The 19,693-nt window shown below is 66.6% G+C and carries 19 protein-coding genes; 10 read left to right on the plus strand and 9 right to left on the minus strand.

Features of this window, described 5'->3' with window-relative positions; genetic code table 11:
• Window positions 1-4 precede the first annotated feature (4 nt).
• The 6 genes from DFLDMN_RS21380 to DFLDMN_RS21405 all read left to right on the plus strand — a co-directional run bounded on the left by DFLDMN_RS21380 (window position 5) and on the right by DFLDMN_RS21405 (window position 4,227).
• Window positions 5-598: an RNA polymerase sigma factor gene (locus DFLDMN_RS21380; protein ID WP_423200529.1), complete on the plus strand. Its 594-nt coding sequence runs from the start codon at window positions 5-7 to the stop codon at window positions 596-598.
• Complete coding sequence (locus tag DFLDMN_RS21385) at window positions 595-1,029, plus strand: anti-sigma factor family protein (protein ID WP_423199872.1); 435 nt, start codon at window positions 595-597, stop codon at window positions 1,027-1,029. Before DFLDMN_RS21380 ends, DFLDMN_RS21385 begins: the two co-directional genes overlap by 4 nt.
• Complete coding sequence (locus DFLDMN_RS21390) at window positions 999-1,538, plus strand: hypothetical protein (RefSeq protein WP_423199873.1); 540 nt, start codon at window positions 999-1,001, stop codon at window positions 1,536-1,538. The genes DFLDMN_RS21385 and DFLDMN_RS21390 overlap by 31 nt, the downstream gene beginning before the upstream one ends.
• Window positions 1,539-1,561: 23 nt before the next feature.
• The gene (locus DFLDMN_RS21395; RefSeq protein ID WP_423199874.1) at window positions 1,562-1,807 is read left to right on the plus strand and encodes a hypothetical protein; all 246 of its coding nucleotides are present in this window, start codon (window positions 1,562-1,564) and stop codon (window positions 1,805-1,807) included.
• A 435-nt stretch (window positions 1,808-2,242) separates the two neighbouring features.
• On the plus strand, window positions 2,243-2,680 hold the full coding sequence (locus DFLDMN_RS21400; protein ID WP_423200530.1) for a tripartite tricarboxylate transporter TctB family protein: 438 nt from the start codon (window positions 2,243-2,245) through the stop codon (window positions 2,678-2,680).
• A gap of 5 nt (window positions 2,681-2,685) precedes the next feature.
• Window positions 2,686-4,227 carry a tripartite tricarboxylate transporter permease gene (locus tag DFLDMN_RS21405; protein ID WP_423199875.1) on the plus strand — a complete coding sequence of 514 codons (1,542 nt, stop codon included), beginning with the start codon at window positions 2,686-2,688 and terminating at the stop codon, window positions 4,225-4,227.
• 22 nt (window positions 4,228-4,249) lie between these two features.
• Here the strand turns inward: DFLDMN_RS21405 and DFLDMN_RS21410 are convergent, their stop codons facing one another.
• Entirely contained in the window at window positions 4,250-5,164 is a 915-nt protein-coding gene (locus DFLDMN_RS21410; RefSeq protein WP_423199876.1) for a LysR family transcriptional regulator, read from the minus strand.
• A gap of 119 nt (window positions 5,165-5,283) precedes the next feature.
• Between DFLDMN_RS21410 and DFLDMN_RS21415 the strand changes: the two genes are divergently transcribed.
• On the plus strand, window positions 5,284-6,150 hold the full coding sequence (locus DFLDMN_RS21415; RefSeq protein ID WP_423199877.1) for an aldo/keto reductase family oxidoreductase: 867 nt from the start codon (window positions 5,284-5,286) through the stop codon (window positions 6,148-6,150).
• 17 nt (window positions 6,151-6,167) lie between these two features.
• Here the strand turns inward: DFLDMN_RS21415 and DFLDMN_RS21420 are convergent, their stop codons facing one another.
• From DFLDMN_RS21420 to DFLDMN_RS21430, 3 genes are all read right to left on the minus strand, one after another.
• Window positions 6,168-7,283 carry a sensor domain-containing diguanylate cyclase gene (locus DFLDMN_RS21420; RefSeq protein WP_423199878.1) on the minus strand — a complete coding sequence of 372 codons (1,116 nt, stop codon included), beginning with the start codon at window positions 7,281-7,283 and terminating at the stop codon, window positions 6,168-6,170.
• A gap of 136 nt (window positions 7,284-7,419) precedes the next feature.
• Window positions 7,420-8,415: a tripartite tricarboxylate transporter substrate binding protein gene (locus DFLDMN_RS21425; RefSeq protein ID WP_423199879.1), complete on the minus strand. Its 996-nt coding sequence runs from the start codon at window positions 8,413-8,415 to the stop codon at window positions 7,420-7,422.
• A 153-nt stretch (window positions 8,416-8,568) separates the two neighbouring features.
• On the minus strand, window positions 8,569-9,657 hold the full coding sequence (locus DFLDMN_RS21430) for a tartrate dehydrogenase (RefSeq protein WP_423199880.1): 1,089 nt from the start codon (window positions 9,655-9,657) through the stop codon (window positions 8,569-8,571).
• A gap of 115 nt (window positions 9,658-9,772) precedes the next feature.
• Between DFLDMN_RS21430 and DFLDMN_RS21435 the strand changes: the two genes are divergently transcribed.
• The 3 genes from DFLDMN_RS21435 (at window position 9,773) to DFLDMN_RS21445 (ending at window position 13,901) form a co-directional block, all read left to right on the plus strand.
• Window positions 9,773-10,708 carry a LysR family transcriptional regulator gene (locus DFLDMN_RS21435; protein ID WP_423199881.1) on the plus strand — a complete coding sequence of 312 codons (936 nt, stop codon included), beginning with the start codon at window positions 9,773-9,775 and terminating at the stop codon, window positions 10,706-10,708.
• 160 nt (window positions 10,709-10,868) lie between these two features.
• Window positions 10,869-12,068: a formylglycine-generating enzyme family protein gene (locus DFLDMN_RS21440; protein WP_423199882.1), complete on the plus strand. Its 1,200-nt coding sequence runs from the start codon at window positions 10,869-10,871 to the stop codon at window positions 12,066-12,068.
• 183 nt (window positions 12,069-12,251) lie between these two features.
• Entirely contained in the window at window positions 12,252-13,901 is a 1,650-nt protein-coding gene (locus tag DFLDMN_RS21445; protein WP_423200531.1) for an arylsulfatase, read from the plus strand.
• 128 nt (window positions 13,902-14,029) lie between these two features.
• Here DFLDMN_RS21445 and DFLDMN_RS21450 read toward each other — a convergent pair whose 3' ends face one another.
• The 5 genes from DFLDMN_RS21450 to DFLDMN_RS21470 all read right to left on the minus strand — a co-directional run bounded on the left by DFLDMN_RS21450 (window position 14,030) and on the right by DFLDMN_RS21470 (window position 19,688).
• A complete protein-coding gene (locus tag DFLDMN_RS21450; RefSeq protein ID WP_423199883.1) occupies window positions 14,030-15,652 on the minus strand; it encodes a methyl-accepting chemotaxis protein in 1,623 nt (540 codons plus the stop codon).
• A 304-nt stretch (window positions 15,653-15,956) separates the two neighbouring features.
• Complete coding sequence (locus DFLDMN_RS21455; protein ID WP_423199884.1) at window positions 15,957-17,117, minus strand: ABC transporter substrate-binding protein; 1,161 nt, start codon at window positions 17,115-17,117, stop codon at window positions 15,957-15,959.
• 91 nt (window positions 17,118-17,208) lie between these two features.
• The gene (locus DFLDMN_RS21460; protein WP_423199885.1) at window positions 17,209-17,916 is read right to left on the minus strand and encodes an ABC transporter ATP-binding protein; all 708 of its coding nucleotides are present in this window, start codon (window positions 17,914-17,916) and stop codon (window positions 17,209-17,211) included.
• Window positions 17,903-18,667 carry an ABC transporter ATP-binding protein gene (locus DFLDMN_RS21465; RefSeq protein ID WP_423199886.1) on the minus strand — a complete coding sequence of 255 codons (765 nt, stop codon included), beginning with the start codon at window positions 18,665-18,667 and terminating at the stop codon, window positions 17,903-17,905. Before DFLDMN_RS21465 ends, DFLDMN_RS21460 begins: the two co-directional genes overlap by 14 nt.
• Window positions 18,660-19,688: a branched-chain amino acid ABC transporter permease gene (locus DFLDMN_RS21470; RefSeq protein ID WP_423199887.1), complete on the minus strand. Its 1,029-nt coding sequence runs from the start codon at window positions 19,686-19,688 to the stop codon at window positions 18,660-18,662. Before DFLDMN_RS21470 ends, DFLDMN_RS21465 begins: the two co-directional genes overlap by 8 nt.
• Window positions 19,689-19,693: the final 5 nt, after the last annotated feature.

Here is a 19,693-nt window from a genome sequence, read left to right on the forward strand (position 1 = left end):
GTCGATGACCGGTGACCAATTACCGGACATGCTGCCTGAGATGCTGCCAAGGCTCTGGGCTTTCGCGCTGCGTCTCACCGGAGACAAGCATGATGCGGAAGACCTGGTGCAACGCGCCTGTGTAAGGGCGCTTGAGCGCGCGGATCAGTTGCAGCCAGGTTCGGCCCCACTGAGCTGGATGTTTTCCATCATCCATTCGGTGTGGATCAACGAGGTGCGCGCGCGTAGCGTGCGTAGTCGCGCCAGCATGGAATGGGATGACCAGTTCGTCGAGAATGTCGCCGACCCGGCCGGCCGCACGCCGGAGGAGCAGGCCATGCACGGGCAGATCGTCGATGCGTTCAGGCGGCTGCCCGAAGCCCAGCGCGCCGTGATGTTGCTCGTCGCGGTGGAAGGACTCAGTTATCAGGAGACAGCGGAAGCGATCGGCGTGCCCATCGGCACGGTCATGAGCCGTCTGTCGCGCGCGCGACAGGCCATTGGCGCGCATTTTGGCGCCGGGGCCGGTGCCCGCGCGGGCACTCCCGCCGACAGCGCATTTGCCGCGACCGGCAGGGCCTCGCCCGGCGCCGCCAACAGTAAGGACTCGATCGCATGACTATCGACGAAACTTTGCTGATGGCCTACGTGGATGGCGAACTGCCGCCCGCGCAGCGCGCCGAGGTGGAGGCGCTGGTGGCGCGCGACCCCGATGCCGCCGCGCTGGTGGCCGCGCTGGAAGCCTCGAAGCTCGACTATGCCGGTGCGTTTGCCGCCCAGCCGCTGCCGCCCGTGCCGGAGTCGCTGGTGCGAAGCGTCGATGCGCTGATCGCCAGCCGCCGTGCCGGGACGATGCCTGGCGCCGGTGCGGCCACGACCGCGCCGACGGCAGTGCCCGCACCGGCCGCTGTTGCCGAACCCGCTCCCGGGGCGCCGGCGCCGGCGCCGGCCAATGTCACCAGCCTGGAGGCCGCCCGCGCGCGGCGTCGGGGTGTGCCCGTAGGCTGGCGGCGGCTTGCATGGCCGGCGCGTTTGGCGCTGGTCTGGTGATCCGGGGCGGCCTGCCCGGTACTCCCGGAGGACCGGCCGCACCGCCGGTCACCGTGGCGGGCAATCAACTGTCGCCGTGGGTCAAGGCCGCGATGGAGTACCAGCAGCTCTATACCCGGGACAGCGTGGCCTATGTGCCCGATGTCGACCAGCAGACGCTGGCGCGCTTTGTCGACGACGCCCGCGACCAGGACAAGCTCGACTTCCAGGTGCCGGACCTGAGTGCCGCCGGACTTGAGCTCAAGTCCGTGGCGCGCCTGCGTTTCCGCAACAAGGCGCTGGTGCAGATCGTGTACCTGCCCAGGGAAGGTGCACCAGTCTCGCTGTGTATCCTGGCCGAGCCCAAGGACGACCAGGGCGTGACCGCCAGCCAGGTCGACGCGATGCGCGTCATGACCTGGCGGCGGGCCAGGCTCGGCTATGCCCTGCTCGGCAATACGCAAGGCCTGGATCTGGAGGCCATTGCCAGGCAGATTGCGGACGGCACCGCGCCGCGCTACCGGAGTTAGGGGCGATCCCGCACAGGCCGCAGATGAATCCCGCACCGATCATCGACGACGGCGATCTGCTGGCCTATGTGGACGGCGGACTCGACGCGTCCCGGCACGCGCTGATCGAGCGGCTGTCGGCGCAGACGCCCGAACTTGCACGCAAGATCGCGCGGCTGCGCGCCTCGCAACGTCTGCCCTACCGCGCGGCGCTGGCCGGCGCGCTCACCCCCGTGCCGCCGAGCCTGGCGGCGATGGTGGGGGACCTCGGGCGGACCTCTGCACCATAGTGTCGGCCACCCCGCCGGGCGGTCCCGACGCGGGCGTCGTGCCGCGGCAACGTCGATCCGCGCCGCACGCGTCGCTGTAAACCTTTTGAAAGGCCGCCGGCCTACGCTACCCACTAGGGATTTCACCTAGTTCCCTGCGTCCTGCCTCCGATAGATCACAACGTGATATAAATTGAAAGCTAGGCGCAAGTTATCAGTAAGGCGATTGGAAGAACGGCCCTGTAGATTTCGTTGACCCCGGGCGGCCATTGCGGCTATCGGGGTATTCAGAAATGCAGGAGACCCCATGACCCGTCGACTCTCCGACGTAAGCTTCGGCGTTCGCCATCCGCTGGCGAACCGCGTCGCAGCCCCCCTGACTGCAGGTCACCCCAGGAGGGCATTCCCGTGAGTACAGGCACTCGTTTCAAGAAGGATTACTACGGCGGCGCGCTGATGACGCTGGTGGGGCTGGCGGCAGTCTTCGCCGGCATGCGCTACCACACCGGCACGCTGAGCCATATGGGTCCGGGCTTCTTCCCGGTCTCGGTAGGGGCCCTGCTGGCGTTCGTCGGCGTTCTCATCGCGTTCTCCGCGCGCAATGACAATCCGCAGGATGCCAAGCCGGCCGCGGGCCATGGCCATGCCCAGGGCGCGCCCGACCTGCGCGGCACCGTGTGCATCGTGCTGGGCGTGCTCGCGTTCCTGCTGCTCGGCGAGTACGGCGGCATGATTCCCGCCACCTTTGCCATCGTCTTCATTTCCGCGCTTGGCGACCGCACCAACACCATCAAGCAGGCGCTGGCACTGGCGATCGCCATGTGCGTGGTGGCGGCGGTGGTGTTCCGGTGGGCGCTCGAACTGCAATTGCCGTTGTTTACCTGGGGGGCATAGGCATCATGGTTTCCAGTGCTTTGCACGATCTCTGGTTCGGGTTTGGTGTGGCCTTCCAGGGCACCAACCTGATGTGGTCATTCTTCGGCGTGCTGGTGGGCAACCTGATCGGGGTGTTGCCCGGCATGGGCGCGCTGTCCGCCATCTCGATCCTGTTGCCGCTGACGTACGTCATGCATCCGGTGCCCGCCATCCTGATGCTGGCTGGCATCTTCTATGGCTCGCAATACGGCGGCGCCATCGGCGCCATCCTGCTGAACCTGCCGTCGCATCCTCCGCATGCGGTGACGTGTCTCGATGGCTATCCGATGACGCGCGCCGGCAAGGGCGGCACGGCCCTCGGCATCACGATGATCTGTTCGTTCTTTGCCGCCTCGGTCGGCATTCTCGTGATGATCTTCGCCTCGCCGCTGCTGACGGAAATCGCGTTCAAGTTCGGTCCGGCGGAGATCTTCTCGATCATGCTGCTGGGCCTGCTGGCGGGTTCCACCATGTCGCGTGGCTCGCCGCTGAAGGGCGTGGCCATGACGCTGTTCGGCCTGCTGTGCGGGGTGGTCGGCACGGACGTCAACACCGGCACGTTCCGCTTTGCCATGGACATTCCCGAACTCAGCGACGGCCTGGAACTGGTGGCCATCGCGATGGGCCTGTTCGGCGTGGCGGACTTTATCCTCAACGTCAACCGCATGACCACGGTGACCAGCAAGACCAAGCTGCGCATCCGCGATATGCGGCCGAGCCTGGCCGAGCTGAAGGAGGCGTTCTGGCCGATGGTACGCGGCACCGGCGTGGGTACGCTGTTCGGTGCCATGCCCGGTACCGGTCCGACCATCACGACCTTCGTGGCCTATGCGCTGGAGCGCAAGATCTCCAAGACGCCCGAGAAATTCGGTACCGGCATGATTGCGGGCGTGGCTTCGCCGGAAGCGTCCTCGCACTCCAAGACGCAGGTGGACTTTATTCCCACCATGAGTCTCGGCATTCCGGGCGACGCAGTGATGGCACTGATCCTGGGTGCGCTGATGATCCAGGGCATCACGCCGGGTCCGCAGCTGATCAGCGACCACCCGGACATCTTCTGGGGCCTGATCGCGAGCTTCTGGATCGGTAACGTGCTGCTGATGGTTCTGAACGTGCCGATGATCGGCGTGTGGGTCAAGCTGCTGCAGGTGCCATACCGCTATCTGTTCCCGTCGGCGATGTTCTTTATCGCGGTGGGCGTGTTCAGTACGCAGAGCAGCCTGTTCCAGATCTGGGAAGTGCTGGCCTTTGGCCTGATCGGCGCGCTGCTGATTTACCTGGAATTCTCGGTGGCCCCGATCCTGCTCGGCTTTGTGCTGGGACCGATGGTGGAAGAGAACTTCCGTCGCGCGCTGCTGCTCTCGCGTGGCGACATGATGGTGTTCCTGCAGCGTCCGATCAGCTGTACCTTCGTGGTGTGCTCGGCCCTGCTGCTGATCGGCGTGACCTGGTCGGCGTGGCGCAGCCATGCCGGTCGCAAATCCGCCATCGAGGTTCCGTCCACGGAACTCGCGGTGAACGAGTAAGCCGGCTACGCGCTCCTGGTGCTCAGCCCTCGGGGCGCGCCTTCACGAAGTCGACGAAGGCGCGCAGCGGGCTGGGCACGTGCCGGCGCCCCGGATAGTAGAGAAACGGGCCGGAGAAGCGCTGCCACCACGGTTGCAGCACCGGCACGAGCGCGCCGCTGTCCAGCTGCGCGCGCAGCCCCTCCTCATAGAAGTGCACCACGCCGAGCCCGGCGACCGCGCTGCTGATGGCCAGGTCGATGGCCATGCCGGGGCGCACCACCAGCGGTGCCGGCGGGTCGACCCGCACGATCTCCCCCTGACGTTCGAAATCCCACGTGGGCATGGCTCCGCCGGCAAACTGGCCGCGCAGACACGCATGCTTCAGCAGATCGCGCGGATGGCGCGGCTTGCCGCGCGCCTGCAGATAGACCGGCGCGGCGGCGGTGGCAAAGCGCTGCGTACGCGGGCCGATCGGTACCGCGATCATGTCCTGCGCAAGACGGTCGTCGTAACGGATGCCGGCATCGCAGCCGGCCGCCAGCACATCGACAAAGCTGTCCTCCACCACCACTTCCACGCGGATATCCGGATACGTCTGCAGGAATGACGCCAGGATGCGCGGCAGTACGATGCGCGCCACGCCGGCCGGCACATTGAGCCGCAGCGTGCCACTGGGCTTGTCGCGAAACGCATTGAGCGCATCGAGCGCGGCTTCCATCTCCCCGAACAGCGGTCCCAGCCGGTCGAGCAGGCGTTGGCCCGCCTCCGTCGGGGCCACGCTACGGGTGGTGCGATTGAGCAGGCGCAGGCCGAGCCGTGTCTCCAGCCGGCGCACGGCCACGCTGAGACTCGCCGGCGAGACGCCGCCGCTGCGTGCGGCATCGCGAAAGCCGCCGGCACGCGCCACCGCGACAAAGGCGGCCAGGTCGTTCACCGCGAGATCGTTCACTTGCATGGGCTGTCGGGCTCCCGGGACTGTTTATTTCGATAAACAACCCGTCAACTTTAGGCTGGCTTATCAAACAACGCAATCTTGCTCAGACTGGCGCCTGTACTCAGAACAGGAGCGATTCGATGCCTCGCTTTGCCAGCACCTTCGAGTTTGCCGGCCGTACCGTCAACCGCATGGGATACGGCGCCATGCAACTTGCCGGGCCCGGTGTGTTCGGCCCGCCCGCCAACCGCGCGGGGGCGTTGCAGGTTCTCAGGGAAGCTGTCGCCGCCGGCGTCAACCATATCGACACCAGCGACTTCTACGGCCCGCACATTACCAACCAGCTGATCCGGGAGGCGCTGCATCCGTACCCGGGTGACCTTGCGCTGGTGACGAAGGTCGGTGCCGTGCGCGACCATGCCGGTGCCTGGCTGCCGGCGGGAGAACCGGCGGATCTGCGCCGCGCCGTGCACGACAACCTGCGCAACCTCGGGCTCGACGTGCTCGACGTGGTCAACGCGCGCATCTTCGGCAATGTCCATCTTCCGGCGGAAGGCTCGATCGAGCCGCAGGTCACGACGCTGGCCGAGCTGCGGCAGGCCGGGCTGATCCGGCATGTCGGCCTCAGCAACGTGACTGCCGCGCAGGTGGCCGAGGCGCGTCGCATCACCGAGATCGTGTGCGTGCAGAACCTGTACAACGTCGCGCAGCGCGACGACGATGCGCTGGTGGACGAACTGGCCGCGCACGGTATTGCGTACGTGCCGTTTTTTCCGCTGGGCGGGTTCACGCCGATCCAGTCGGAGACGATGGACCGCGTGGCGCGCCGGCTGCAGGCGACGCCGCGCCAGGTCGCGCTGGCGTGGCTACTGCATCGCGCGCCGAACGTGCTGCCGATCCCGGGTACGGCGTCGGTGGCGCACTTGCGCGAGAACCTCGCGGCCGCGCGATTGGCGCTGCCGCCGGAGGTCATGGCGGAACTCGATACGATGCGCGCGGCGGCCTGAGCTGCCGCGCGCGCGTCTCAGCGCGAGTGCGAGCGGAACGCTTCGCCCTGCATGCCGGTGCGGTCCACGGCCGCGATGCGATTGCGGCCGTTGTCCTTGGCGTGATACAGCTGCGCGTCGATCAGGTTCATGAACGTCGCAATATCGCCGCGATCGTTCGGCACGGTGGTCCCCACGCCAAAGCTCATGGTCACGCACTGCTGGTATGGCGAACGGATATGGGGAATGGCGGCCCGGGCAAGCAGGTCCCGACACCGTTCGGCCATGCGTACCGCGGCTTCGGCGTCGGTATTGGCGAGCACGAGCACGAACTCCTCGCCACCAAAGCGGCCGAGGAAGGCCTCGGGCCCGGCCGCTTCCGCCAGCACGGCGGCCACGCGTCGCAGGCAGTCGTCGCCCTGCAGGTGGCCGTAGTAGTCGTTGTAGGACTTGAAGAAATCGATGTCCGCGAGGATCACCGACAACGGTCCCCGCTGCCTGTCGGCGGCGGCCCACGCGCGCGCCATGACCTGGTCGAACATACGCCGGTTGCCGACCGCGGTCAGGCCATCGGTAAAGGACAGGCGTTCCAGCTCGCTCCGTGCCTGGGCGAGCTGCTCTTCCATGCGTTTGCGCTCGCTGATGTCGAACATGAAGCCGACCAGCGCCTGCACGCCGTTGTCGTCGCGCACCACGTGCACCACGTCGCGCATCCAGACGTAGCCGCCGTCGCGGGTCAGCGCGCGGTAGTCGGCCTCGTGGTCGGCGCCGGCCTGCGATTGCGCCACGCAGAAGTCGACCACGGCGGCACGGTCGTCCGGATGAATGCGCTCGGCCCAGTCGTTGACGGTCTTCCAGCTACCAGGCTCCCAGCCGAGCAGTGTCTCGATCTGCGGCCCGATATAGGTGAACGTCATGGTGGCCCACTCGATGCGCCACGGAATCGCCTTGGTCGATTCCAGCAAGGTGCGGTAGACCGTGCCGTCGGCTTCGCCGGGCGCGCGCCCGGGCGGGGCGAGGGACGAGGCATGTTTCAGGAAGGCCGCCTGGAGCGGACTCCGGGCGTCGGCCGGGGCCGCGCCGGGGATAGCGGGCTGGGATGGCAGGCTGGACGGAAGGTTGGACGGAAGGTGGGCGGGATCGTCGCGGGTCATGATGGCGCGGGCAGGGTGAAAGCGTGCGGCGATGTTTATAGCATGGAATCGCGCACGCCTGGCCGTCCCCCGGTCCGGTTGCCGGCCGGGTTCGCCGGGCCTGGTCGCGGAACCGACATGACCCCCATCCACGCGCTCACTCGATGGTGACGTTGCCTTCCTTGACCAGCCGGGCAAACTTGGCGGTCTCGTCGTCGATGCGCCGCGCGAACTCCGCGGGCGTGCTGGCCATCGGCTCCGCGCCCACCGCGAGCATGCGCTGCCGGAAGTCCTGCGAGGTCACGATTCTGGTGATCTCCGTGCCCAGGCGTGCGACCACCGGCCTGGGCGTGGCCGCGGGTGCCAGGATGCCGAGCCACGTCCCGATATCGAAGTGCCTGAGTCCCGCTTCCTCCATGGTCGGCACATCGGGCAGCACGCTCGAACGCCTGGCCGTGGTCACCGCCAGCGCGCGCAGCTTGCCCGACCTGATATGGGGCAGTACCGGCGTGAGCGTGTCGAACGACATCGTGACCTGGCCGCCGAGCAGGTCGGTGGTCAGCGGGCCGCTGCCCTTGTAGGGCACGTGCAGCAGCCTGATGCCGGTCTCGGCCTGGAACTGTGTGCCGATCAGGTGCTGCGCGGTACCGTTGCCGTTGGAGCCGAACGAAAATTCGGTTGGCGCCTGCTTCGCCAGCGCCACCAGCTCCGCCACGTTTCGCGCCGGCGTACGCTCGGCATTGACCACCAGCACGTTCGGCACGGTGGCGATGGTGGCGATCGGCGCAAGGTCCTTCTGGAAGCTGTACGGCAGCTTCCTGTAGACGCTGGTGGCGATGGTGTGGTGCACCGCCCCCATCAGCAGCGTGTAGCCATCGGGCCTGGCCTTGGCGACATAGTCGGCGCCGACCGTGGCGCCCGCGCCCGGACGATTCTCCACCACGACCGGCTGGCCCAGGTTCTTCGACAACTGGTCGCCGATGGCGCGCGCGAGCACGTCCGTGGTACCGCCCGTGGGAAACGGCACGATCAGCGTGAGCGGCCTGGCGGGCCAGGGCTGCGCGTCGTCGGCATGGCCGACGGAGGGCGCCGACAGGCCGAACGCGAGTGCGGCAAGTCCGGCGGCCAGCCGCAAGGCGGGAAGGGTACGCATGGTTGTCTCCTGTTGTGATGGGCCCGATCTCTATGGACCGCTGGATGGCCAGGCGCCGCACCTGAGGTGCGGCGCATTGCTGTGGGCACGCGGCACCGGGATGCCGCGTGCCCACTGAAGCCATGGGTGGCTTCTCGAACGGTGCGTGCCGGCTCAGGCCGCGCGGGCCTGTGCGCCGCTGGCGAGCAGATCGCACACGGCGCGCGTGACCTGTACGGTAGTGGCTTTGCCGCCGAGGTCGCCGGTATGCAGTGCCGGATTGGCGGTCACGGCTTCGATGGCGGCCATCAGGCGTTGCGCGGCGGCCGCTTCGCCGAGGTGTTCGAGCAGCATGACCACCGACCAGAACGTGCCGACCGGATTGGCGAGGCCCTTGCCCATGATGTCGAATGCCGAACCGTGGATCGGCTCGAACATCGACGGGTAGCGGCGCTCCGGATCGATATTGCCGGTCGGCGCGATGCCGAGGCTGCCGGCAAGCGCCGCCGCCAGATCGCTGAGAATGTCGGCGTGCAGGTTGGTGGCGACGATGGTGTCGAGCGAGCGCGGACGATTGACCATGCGCGCGGTCGCGGCGTCGACGAGCTCCTTGTCCCACGTCACGTCGGGGAATTCCTTCGCCACCTGGACGGCCACTTCGTCCCACATCACCATGGCGTGGCGCTGTGCGTTGGACTTGGTGATCACGGTCAGCAGCTTGCGCGGGCGCGACTGGGCCAGGCGGAATGCAAAGCGCAGGATGCGCTCGACGCCGGCACGCGTCATCATCGAGACATCGGTCGCCACTTCGATCGGATGGCCCTGGTGCACCCGGCCACCCACGCCGGAGTACTCGCCTTCCGAGTTCTCGCGCACGATCACCCAGTCGAGGTCGCCCGGCGCGCAGCGCTTGAGGGGGCCATCGATGCCGGGCAGGATGCGGGTCGGACGCACGTTGGCGTACTGGTCGAGGCCCTGGCAGATCTTGAGGCGCAGGCCCCAGAGCGTGATGTGGTCGGGAATGCGGGCATCGCCGGCAGAGCCGAACAGGATGGCGTCCTTGTCGCGCAGTGCGTCGAGACCGTTCTCGGGCATCATCGCGCCATGCTTGCGGTAGTAGTCGCCGCCCCAGTCGAAATTCTCGAACGCGAACTGGAAGCCCGCCCCCGTGGCCGTCAGCGCCTCCATGACTTCGCGTCCGGCCGGCACCACTTCCTTGCCGATGCCGTCGCCGGGAATGGTCGCGATCTTGTACGTCTTCATCCTTGCTCTCTCCTGGTGCTCACGCTATCCATGCGTGCAGGAAATTCTCGAGCGTGGACGAGGTTCTGGATCGCGGCTAAAGTTAAACCATCTTCAACTTCAGATTAACAATGCCATGGCCACTCCCAGCGCCATCCAGCCCGCCGAGCTCGGCTTCTTTGCGGCCCTGGCCACCGCTGGCAGCCTGAGCGCGGCGGCGCGCGACCTGGGCGTGACGACCGCGGCGGTGAGCAAGCGCCTGGCCCAGATGGAGGCACGCATCGGCATGCCGCTGGTGGTCCGCACCACGCGCCGCATGAGCCTGACGCCGGAAGGCGAGGTGTTCCTCGAACACGCGCGCCGCATCCTTGGCGAGATCGACGATCTGGAGCAGTTGCTCACCAGTGCCAAGGGCCGCCCGAGCGGGCTGCTGCGCGTCAACGCCACGCTCGGCTTTGGCCGCATGCATGTGGCGCCGGTCATCGCCGAGTACAGCCGTGCGTATCCGCATGTCGATGTCCAGTTGCAGCTGTCGGCGGATCCGCCCCCGCTGACCGACGATGCCTTCGACGTCTGCGTACGCTTTGGCGAGCCACGCGATGCCCGCATCGTTGCCCGCCAGCTTGCGCCCAACCGACGGTTGCTGTGTGCCTCGCCGCGCTATCTGCGCGAGCACGGCGAGCCCGCGACGCCGTCCGACCTGCTGCGGCACAACTGCATCGGCATTCGCCAGGGCAGCGATGCCTATGGCATCTGGCGCCTGACCCCGCTCAAGGGAAAGAAGGCGGGGCACAAGCCGGGAGCCGAGGCGATTCACGTGCGCGGCAACCTCACCACCAACGATGGCGAGATCGCGGTCAACTGGGCGCTGCAGGGGCACGGCATCGTGATGCGCGCCGAGTGGGACGTACGGCGCTATCTGCGCAGCGGACGCCTGGTACAGGTGTTGCCGCAATACGCGACGCCCGAGGCGAATATCTATGCCGTGTACCAGCCAAGGCATCAGTTGTCCTCGCGCATTCGCCTGTTCGTCGAATTCCTCGCGTCACGTTTCAGCGCATTCGGACCATAGCGTTTCCGACCAGAAAGATATTCGTCAACCAGACATCGAAGTTGGCAAAGCACCGAAATCGTTCAGATCCGCCGACGAAAACTTTGCATTCCGCTGTGCCCCCTCCGCGCCACATACTTGACGCGATGCCCACGCGTGATGGGCCGGAGAGGATATCAGGATGCATCAGAAGCGAGTCGCCTGGCGGCGCTGGGCCGGGTTGCTGACAGTGGTGATCGGCATGGGAGCGAGCGGTGCCGCGGCATCATATTGGTACCTGCGGTACACGACCGGCGGCATTGACGCGTCACCCCACGCGTCGCCACGCATAACGGTCGGTGACGGCGTCGGCGGACCTCTCGGCATGGTCCATATTCCCGGCGGGGAATTTCTCATGGGCAGCGATCACAAGCTTGCCCAGGCCAACGAGCGGCCCGCCCACAAGGTGCGCGTGCACGGGTTCTGGATGGACCGGCATCACGTCACCAATGCCGAGTTCCGCCGCTTTGTGCAAGCCACCGGTTATCGCACCACCGCCGAGCGTCCGCCCGACTGGGAAACCATGCAGGTCCAGCTGCCGCCGGGCACACCGCGTCCGCCCGACAGTGCACTGGTCCCGGGCGCGATGGTGTTCGTGGGCACCGAAGGACCGACCTCGCTGCGCGAATACTGGCGCTGGTGGCGCTATGTACCGGGCGCCGACTGGCGTCATCCCACCGGGCCGGACAGCACCATCGAAGGCAAGGACGACCATCCCGTGGTGCAGGTCTCGTACGAGGATGCGCAGGCCTACGCCAGGTGGGCCGGCAAGCGTCTGCCGACCGAAGCCGAATGGGAATTCGCGGCACGCGGCGGCCTGGAGCAGGCCACCTATACCTGGGGCGATCAGTTCGCGCCGGCCGGGCGCCAGATGGCCAACGTCTGGGAGGGCCAGTACCGGCAGGACTTTCCGAGCGTCAGCGCCAAGGCCGGTGGCGCGCTTGGCACCAGTGCGGTCGGCACCTTCCCGGCCAACGGTTATGGCCTTTACGACATGACGGGCAACGCGTGGCAATGGGTGGCCGACTGGTATCGCGCCGACCAGTTCCGGCGCGAGGCCGTCAAAGGAGCGCTGCCCGAGAACCCGACGGGGCCCACCGATTCGTGGGACCCGACCGAGCCCGGTGTTCCCGTGGCAGCGCCCAAGCGTGTCACGCGCGGCGGGTCGTTTCTATGCAATGAGGATTTCTGCCTCAGTTATCGACCCAGTGCGCGGCGCGGCACCGATCCCTATACGAGCATGTCGCATGTGGGCTTCCGGCTCGTCATGGACGACAGCCGGTGGGCGGAGGCGCGCAAACAGTTGCCACTCGCGCAGGCCCCGGCGAGCGGGCGGCAATAGCAGTAAAGGATGGAGTCCAACATGACATTCGCAAGAACAAGATCTCCGGCAGGGAAGGGACGCCTGGCGTGCCGGCTGGCCCTGATCGCACTGGTCGCGGTGGCCGGCTGCAAGAAGGCGGAGGAAGGCAAGACGCCGGCGCAGTCGCCGCCCGCCGCGGCGCAGGCACCGGCGACATCGGGCATGGCACCGTCGTCGCCGATTACCACGGCGCCGCCGGCCGCGGCCGATGGCGCGCCCGCCGCGCCAGGCGTGCCGGCGGCGTCGTCGTCCGGGACGCAGGGCGGCAAGCCGAACATCGTCGTGATCTTTGGCGACGATGTGGGGCAATCCAACCTCAGTGCCTATAGCCACGGGCTGGTCGGCTACAAGACGCCGAACATCGACCGGATCGCGCGCGAAGGCATGATGCTGACGGACTATTACGCCGAGAACAGCTGCACCGCCGGCCGCTCCACCTTCATCACGGGCCAGTCGACCTTCCGCACCGGTCTGTCGAAAGTGGGCCTGCCCGGTGCGCCGGTGGGATTGCAGGATCGCGACGTCACCATCGCGCAGGCGCTCAAGCCGCTTGGCTATGCCACCGCGCAGTTCGGCAAGAATCACCTTGGCGACCAGGACCGCTTCCTGCCCACGCGCCATGGCTTCGACGAATTCTTCGGCAACCTGTATCACCTGAACGCCGAGGAGGAGCCCGAGCGGCCGTACTGGTTCAAGGACAACCCGGACTTCATCAAGTTCTACAATCCGCGCGGCGTGCTGCGTGCCACCGCCGACGGCAAGATCGAGGATACCGGGCCGCTGAACCGCAAGCGCATGGAGACCATCGACGACGAGACCACTGGCGCGGCCATCTCGTATATCCAGAAGCAGGCGCAGGCCAGCCAGCCGTTCTTCCTGTGGATGAACTTCACGCGCATGCACGTGTTCACGCACGTCCGTCCCGAGTATCGCGGCAAGGCCGGGCTGGGGCGCGGCAACGAGTATGCCGATGGCATGTGGGAGATGGACCAGAACGTCGGCAAGCTGCTCAAGACGCTCGATGATGCCGGCATCGCCAACAACACCATCGTGATCTTCACGACCGACAACGGCCCGAACTTCTTTTCGTGGCCCGACGCGGCCAACAGCCCGTTCCGCAGCGAGAAGGACTCCAACTGGGAGGGCGCGTTCCGCGTACCCGCGATGATTCGCTGGCCTGGCCGCATTGCGCCGGGCTCGGTGTCGAACGGCCTGTTCTCGGGACTCGACTGGTTTCCGACGCTGCTGGCCGCCGCCGGCGACGGCGACGTGAAGGATCGTCTGCTGAAGGGCGCCGGCATCGGCGGCAAGACCTTCAAGGTGCATCTGGACGGCTACAACCAGTTGCCGCTGCTGACCGGCCAGTCGGAAAAGAGCGCGCGCAACGAGTTCTACTACTTCGACGATGACGGCGAGCTCGTCGCCATGCGCTACGACGTCATGCAGCAGGACGCCGTCAACCCAACCGCATGGAAGATCGTGTTCTGCGAGCAGCGCTCGCCGGGCTCGTTCATGATCTGGGCGGAGCCGCTCACGTGCCTGCGCGCGCCCAAATACTTCAATCTGCGCATGGATCCTTACGAGCGTGCCGACACGGGGCCGACCAATCAGTACTTCCAGATTCAGACCGAGAATCCCTACGTGCTGCTGGAAGGCAACCGGCGCGCCGCCAACTTCCTGCAGACCTTCGTCGATTATCCGCCGAGCCAGTTGCCGGCCAGCTTTACCATCGACCAGGCCGTCGAGCGCGTGAAGCACCAGGTGGCGGAGGCCATGCAGAAGCAGCAACAGCAGGCCGCGCCGAAGAAATAGCAGGAACGGTTGCGATGCCTTTGCCGCTGGCGCGATGGTGACCATGGCATGGGCGGGATTGCCGCCAGGCCAGGGAGGGAAGATGACGCCGACCTGGTCGATGTCACCTCCCTTGCCAGTGCTCGCCGTCAGGCGGCAAGCCGCCGCAGCGGCGCCGCGGGGCCGTTCAGCGCGATGCGGCGCGGGCCCGCCGGCGCTTCGTCGATGATGAACGTGGCCAGCGCTTCCTTGAGCAGACGCGCCTGTTCGTCGAGCGAGCGTGCCGCCGCTGCCGCTTCTTCCACCAGCGCGGCGTTCTGCTGCGTGACGCCATCCATCTGCGTGACCGCCGTGGCCACCTGGCCGATGCCGCGGCTCTGTTCGGCGGACGCCGTCGAGATCTCGCTCATGATCTGCGTGACGTTGTGCACCGACGCGGTCACTTCGTTGATCGCCACGCCGGCCTGCTGCACGTAGCCGGAGCCCGCGCGCACGCGCGCCACCGAGCTGTCGATCAGTTCCTTGATCTCCTTGGCCGCGGTGGAGGAGCGCTGCGCGAGGTTGCGTACCTCGCCGGCCACCACGGCAAAGCCGCGGCCCTGCTCGCCGGCCCGTGCCGCTTCCACGGCGGCGTTGAGCGCCAGGATGTTGGTCTGGAACGCGATGCCCTCGATGATGGCGATGATGTCGGCAATCCTGGCGGAGCTCTGTGAAATGTCTTCCATGGTGGAGATGACCTGGCCCACCACTTCGCTGCCTTGCGTGGCCTTGTGCGAAGCCTCGCTGGCTACCGCGGCGGCGTGGGAGGCGTTGTCGGCGTTGAGCTTTACCGTGCCGCTGATCTCCTCCATGCTGGCCGCGGTTTGCTGGAGCGAGGCCGCCTGCTGCTCGGTACGCGCCGACAGGTCCATATTGCCGCTGGCAATCTCGCCCGCGGCGCCGGTGATGGTATCGGCGGACCGGCGGATATTGCGCACTGTGGCGGACAGCTGATCCTGCATGCGCGTGAGCGCCTGCTGCAGCCTGCCGATTTCGTTGTTGCCGAAGTCATGGGCCGAGATGCGCAGGTCGCCGGCGGCGATACGGCCCATGTCGTCGGCCATGGTGGCGATCGGCTGGACTACCAGGCGCGTCATCGCCGCGCGCAGGGCAAGGCTGATGACCAGCGCCAGCAGCGCGCACGCGGCCAGCACGATATTGACGATCCGCGCGCTGCGCTGTGCGGCGGCAAAGCGCTCCTGCGCGCGGCCCGCCGTATAGCGCTGCAGCGGCTGGGACAGTTCGTCGAGCTGCTTGTAGAGCGGGCTGCTGAACTGGAGCTGGATACGGGTGTAGCCCTCGAAGTCCTTCGCTTCGAGCGCACCGAACTCGGGCATGATGCCTTGGTCCATCATCGCCTTGTGCTTCGCGTTGGCGTTGTCGAGCAGCGTCTTGCCTTCGCCGGTGGCGGGCACGGCGGCAAAGGCGTCCCATTGCTTCTGCGATTCCGCACAGTATTCGCGTGCAGCGGCAAGCTGTCTGGCCGCGCCGGCGTCCTGCCCTTCGGTGGTCAGGGTCTGGTAGCGGTTCTTGGCCGAGCGGCAGCGCAGCAGCATTTCGGAGCTGCGGCCCAGCGCCGTCATGGCGACCATATCCTGCTCGTACATCGCGTTGAGGGCATGGCTGGAGCGTTGCAGCGCCACGAAGGCACAGGCGCCGACCACGAGCACCAGGGCGACAAACAGTGCCGTCACGATCGACAGGCCACCGCGAATGGAGAGATTTTTCAACATGTTGGTTTGTCCGCAATAAAACGTGTCCCTGTTTACGGCGTGCGGAAATACCACCTTGAATGCTATTTCGGCAATCTTGCGTTAAAGCATTGCGATCTGCTTTCAACTCGCTTTCAATGCACTTTCACTGCACCTTCGTTGCCCAGCGGTGGTGCAAAAAGAAGAGGGCGCCACTCGCGTGGCGCCCTCGATCCCCTTCTCTCTCTCTTTTTTGGTACTGCCCACTGCTCACTGCCCAACAGCGCCGGCTGGTGCCGGTCTTCCCTCCGTCGATGTATCGCGCGCTACGGTTTCGTCGTGGTCGTCATTTCGCCAGTTCCGACAGCCGCACCGGCTGGATCTTGCCGTTCTGCACCCAGCCAACCACGGTATCGGCCACCGTGCCGCCCTTGGCGTCGAGCCCTTCCACCTCGTTCGGGTTGGCGTCCCTGGGCAGGCCCTTGAACGCATCGCCCATCTTCGCGCGAATGGCGCCGACGTCGGTGGTGGTGTTGGCCAGCTTCATGGCGCCCACCAGCGCATAGACGGCGGTGTAGTTGAGCGACATCTCGGTGGTGGCGTCGCGCCCGTCGTGGAACTTGCGATAGCGCGCGTTGTAAGCCTGCGTGACGGGCCGCGCGTCGTTGACCAGCGGCATCACGCCGATCGAGCCTTCGAGCATGGACATGCCATTGGTGACCTTGGCCATCTCGTCCATCTTGGCCTGGTCCATGATGATGAAGCCGCCCTTGAAGCCGAGTTCGCGCGCCTGCTTGACCACCAGCGCGGTAGGCTCGGACGGGCCGCCGATAAACATCACATCGGGCTTGTCGGCAATCGCGCGCGACACGCCGGTGTAGAAGTCGGTGGCCTTGGTGTACGACATCGGGTTGTTGCCGACCACCTTGCCGCCCGCGCCTTCCCATGCCGGCACGAAGGCCTGCACCCAGGCCTTGGCATAGTCGTGGTCGGCCGGCACCAGCGCCACGTTCTTGCCAAAGCGCTTCATCTGCGCCTTGATGAACGGCTCGATATAGCCGGTGTAGGCGGGCGGGATGCGAATCGTCAGCTTGTTGCCGGCATCGGTGATGCGCGGCACGCTGGAGTAGGCCATGACCAGGAACTTCTCCTGCTCGTTGAAGGCCTGGAGCGCGAAGATGCCGCCCGAGTGCGGCACGAACACCGCGGGCGTCTTGTGCTGCTGCACCAGCCGGCGCGCATTGATGGCAGCCTCGGCGGGGGAGTACTTGTCGTCGAGCGCGACCACTTCGAACCTGACCTTCTTGCCGCCGATCTCCGGCTGGGTGGCGTTGATTTCGTCGACGGCCATCTGCACGCCGGACAGCACGTTCTTGCCATACAGCGCCGCGCCGCCCGAGAGCGGACCGGTATAGCCGAGCTTGACGACTTCCTGCGCGAACGCCGGCAACGTGGCCAGCATTACCGCCATGGCTCCCGCGGCCAGACGGATCGTCTTCATGGTCATGTCTTGTCTCCTGTTATGTGTCCGGCGGCACGGATCATCCGGCACGTCGCCGGCCGGCTGTCCCCGCCATTTGCCCATCACTAACCACCACTTACCCGCCGATGTAAGCCTTCCTGATGCCTTCGTCCCGCAACAACGTCTCGCGATCGCCCTCCATGACGATGCGGCCGCTCTCGATCACGTACGCGCGATGGGCAATGCCGAGCGCGGCATACGCGTTCTGCTCCGCCAGCAGCACCGTGGTGCCGGCGCGGTTGATGCGCTGGATTACCTCGAACATCTGCCTGACCACGAGCGGCGCCAGGCCGAGCGACGGTTCGTCGAGCAGCAGCGCGCGGGGCCGGCCCATCAGCGCGCGGCCGAGCGCGACCATCTGCTGCTGGCCGCCCGAGAGCGAGCCGGCGGGATCGTCGCGCTTCTGCTGGAGAATCGGGAACAGTGCGTAGACCTCGTCGAGCGAGCGGCGGATGCCGGCGCCGTCGCGCCGGTGCACATAGGCGCCGAGCGTCAGGTTCTTCTGCACCGACATGGCCGGAAACAGCTTGCGGCCTTCCGGGCAGTGCACCAGGCCCGCCTGCACGATCTGCGATGGCTTCATGCCCGCCAGCTCGCGCCCGTCGAAGCGCATGCTGCCGCCGCTGGTGCGGTGGATGCCGCTCATGGCAAGGAAGATCGAGCTCTTGCCCGCACCGTTGGCGCCGAGCAGCACCACCAGTTCGCCCGCCGCCGCGTGGAGCGAGATCTCGTCGAGTGCGCGGAAGCTGCCGTAGGAAAGCGAGACGCGCTCAAGCTGCAACATGGTCGGCTCCCAGATACGCTTCGATGACCTGCGCATTGCGCTGGATCTCGGCCGGCGTGCCCTCCGCGATTTTTTCGCCGTAGTTGAGCACCATGATCTTGTCGGCCAGGCGCATGATCATGTCCATCTTGTGTTCGATCAGGCAGACCGTCTTGCCATGGCGCACCATCTTGCGGATCAGTTCGGCCAGGCCCACGGTTTCTTCCGGGTTGACGCCGCCGGCGGGCTCGTCGAGCAGCAGCAGTTCCGGCCCGGTGGCCCAGGCCAGGGCGAAGGCCACGCGCTTGCGCGCTTCCTGTGTGATATCGGCCGCCAGCTCGTGCGCGAGGTGGGACAGGCCCACAAAGTCGAGCGCTTCCTCGGCCTTGGCGCGACACAGCGCTTCCTCGTCGCGCAGCCGGCGCGTGTGGAACAGTACATCGGCCAGGCCGGCGCGCGTACGTAGCCGGTGCCCGACGATCAGGTTATCCAGCACCGTGGCGCGGTCGAACAGCGAGGTGGCCTGGAACGTGCGCGCCACGCCCAGGCGCGCGATCTGGTCCGCGCGCATCCCGGCCACATTGCGGCCCTTGAACCGGATCTCGCCCGAGGTTGGCGCATGCGTGCCGGCGATCAGGTTGAAGAAGGTGGTCTTGCCCGCGCCGTTGGGACCGATGATGGCATTGATATGGCCCGGCTCGAACGTCACCGAGACATTGCCGACCGCGGTCAGGCCGCCAAACTTGCGGGTCAGGTTGCGCACTTCAAGCATGGTCGGCTCCTGCGTGCGGGGTGGCAACCGGCGCCGCCGGCAACGGTCGCGCGGCGGTGCCCTGGCCACGGCGCAGGGCGGCGGCGCGGCGCGCCTGGCGCTTGACGAACGAACCGACGATGCCGTCGGGGAAGAAGATGATCAGCAGCACCAGCACCGGTCCGAACACCAGCATGCGGTAGTCCTGCAGGAACTGCAGCGTCTGCGTGACCCACGGCACCAGGACCGAGCCCAGCAGCGGCCCGAGCAGGGTACCGGTGCCGCCGACCAGCATCGCCATCACCATGTCGAAGGTCAGGTCGGTACGCGCGATATCGGGGCCCAGAAAGCGCACCTGTCCCGCGTACAGCGCGCCCGCGAAGCCGGCATAGCCGACCGACAGCACGAACGACAGCAGCTTGGTGCGCATGAGATTGATGCCGAGCGCCTCGGCCAGCATGTCGCTGTTGCGCACCGCCATGAAACTGCGGCCGAGCAGCGAGGTAACGATGCGGTGCATGATCCAGGTGCCCAGCACGAGGAAGCACAGCACGAGGTAGTACTGCGCAGGCACGCTGTCGAACGCGATGGGGCCGAGCGATGCCGGCACCGGAATGCCGATCAGGCCGACCGTGCCGTGCGTGAGCGCTTCCCACTTCTCGATCAGCAGGTAGATGATGTAGCCGATGCACATCGTGAAGATCGAGAAGTAATGCCCCTTGAGCCGCAACGAGACCGCGCCGATCACCACGCCGAGGGCCATGCAGATGCAGCCGGACAGCGCGAACGCAAGCCAGAACGGCACCTGGTGGTCGACCGTGAGGATGCCGAGCGCATAGGCGCCGATCGCCATGAACCCGCCGTGCGCCAGGTTGAGCTGGCCGGTGTAGCCGGTCAGCAGGTTGAGGCCGAGCGTGGCGATGGCGTAGATGAAGGCCAGCGTCATCACGGTCAGGAAGTAGCTGTTGGGTACCGCCAGCGGGAATGCGATCGCGGCCGCGAGCAGCAGTGCCCAGCCGGTCCTGCCTTGCAGTGCTTTCATGTCGC

This window comes from Cupriavidus sp. H19C3, assembly GCF_049393815.1.
Taxonomy (GTDB): domain Bacteria; phylum Pseudomonadota; class Gammaproteobacteria; order Burkholderiales; family Burkholderiaceae; genus Cupriavidus.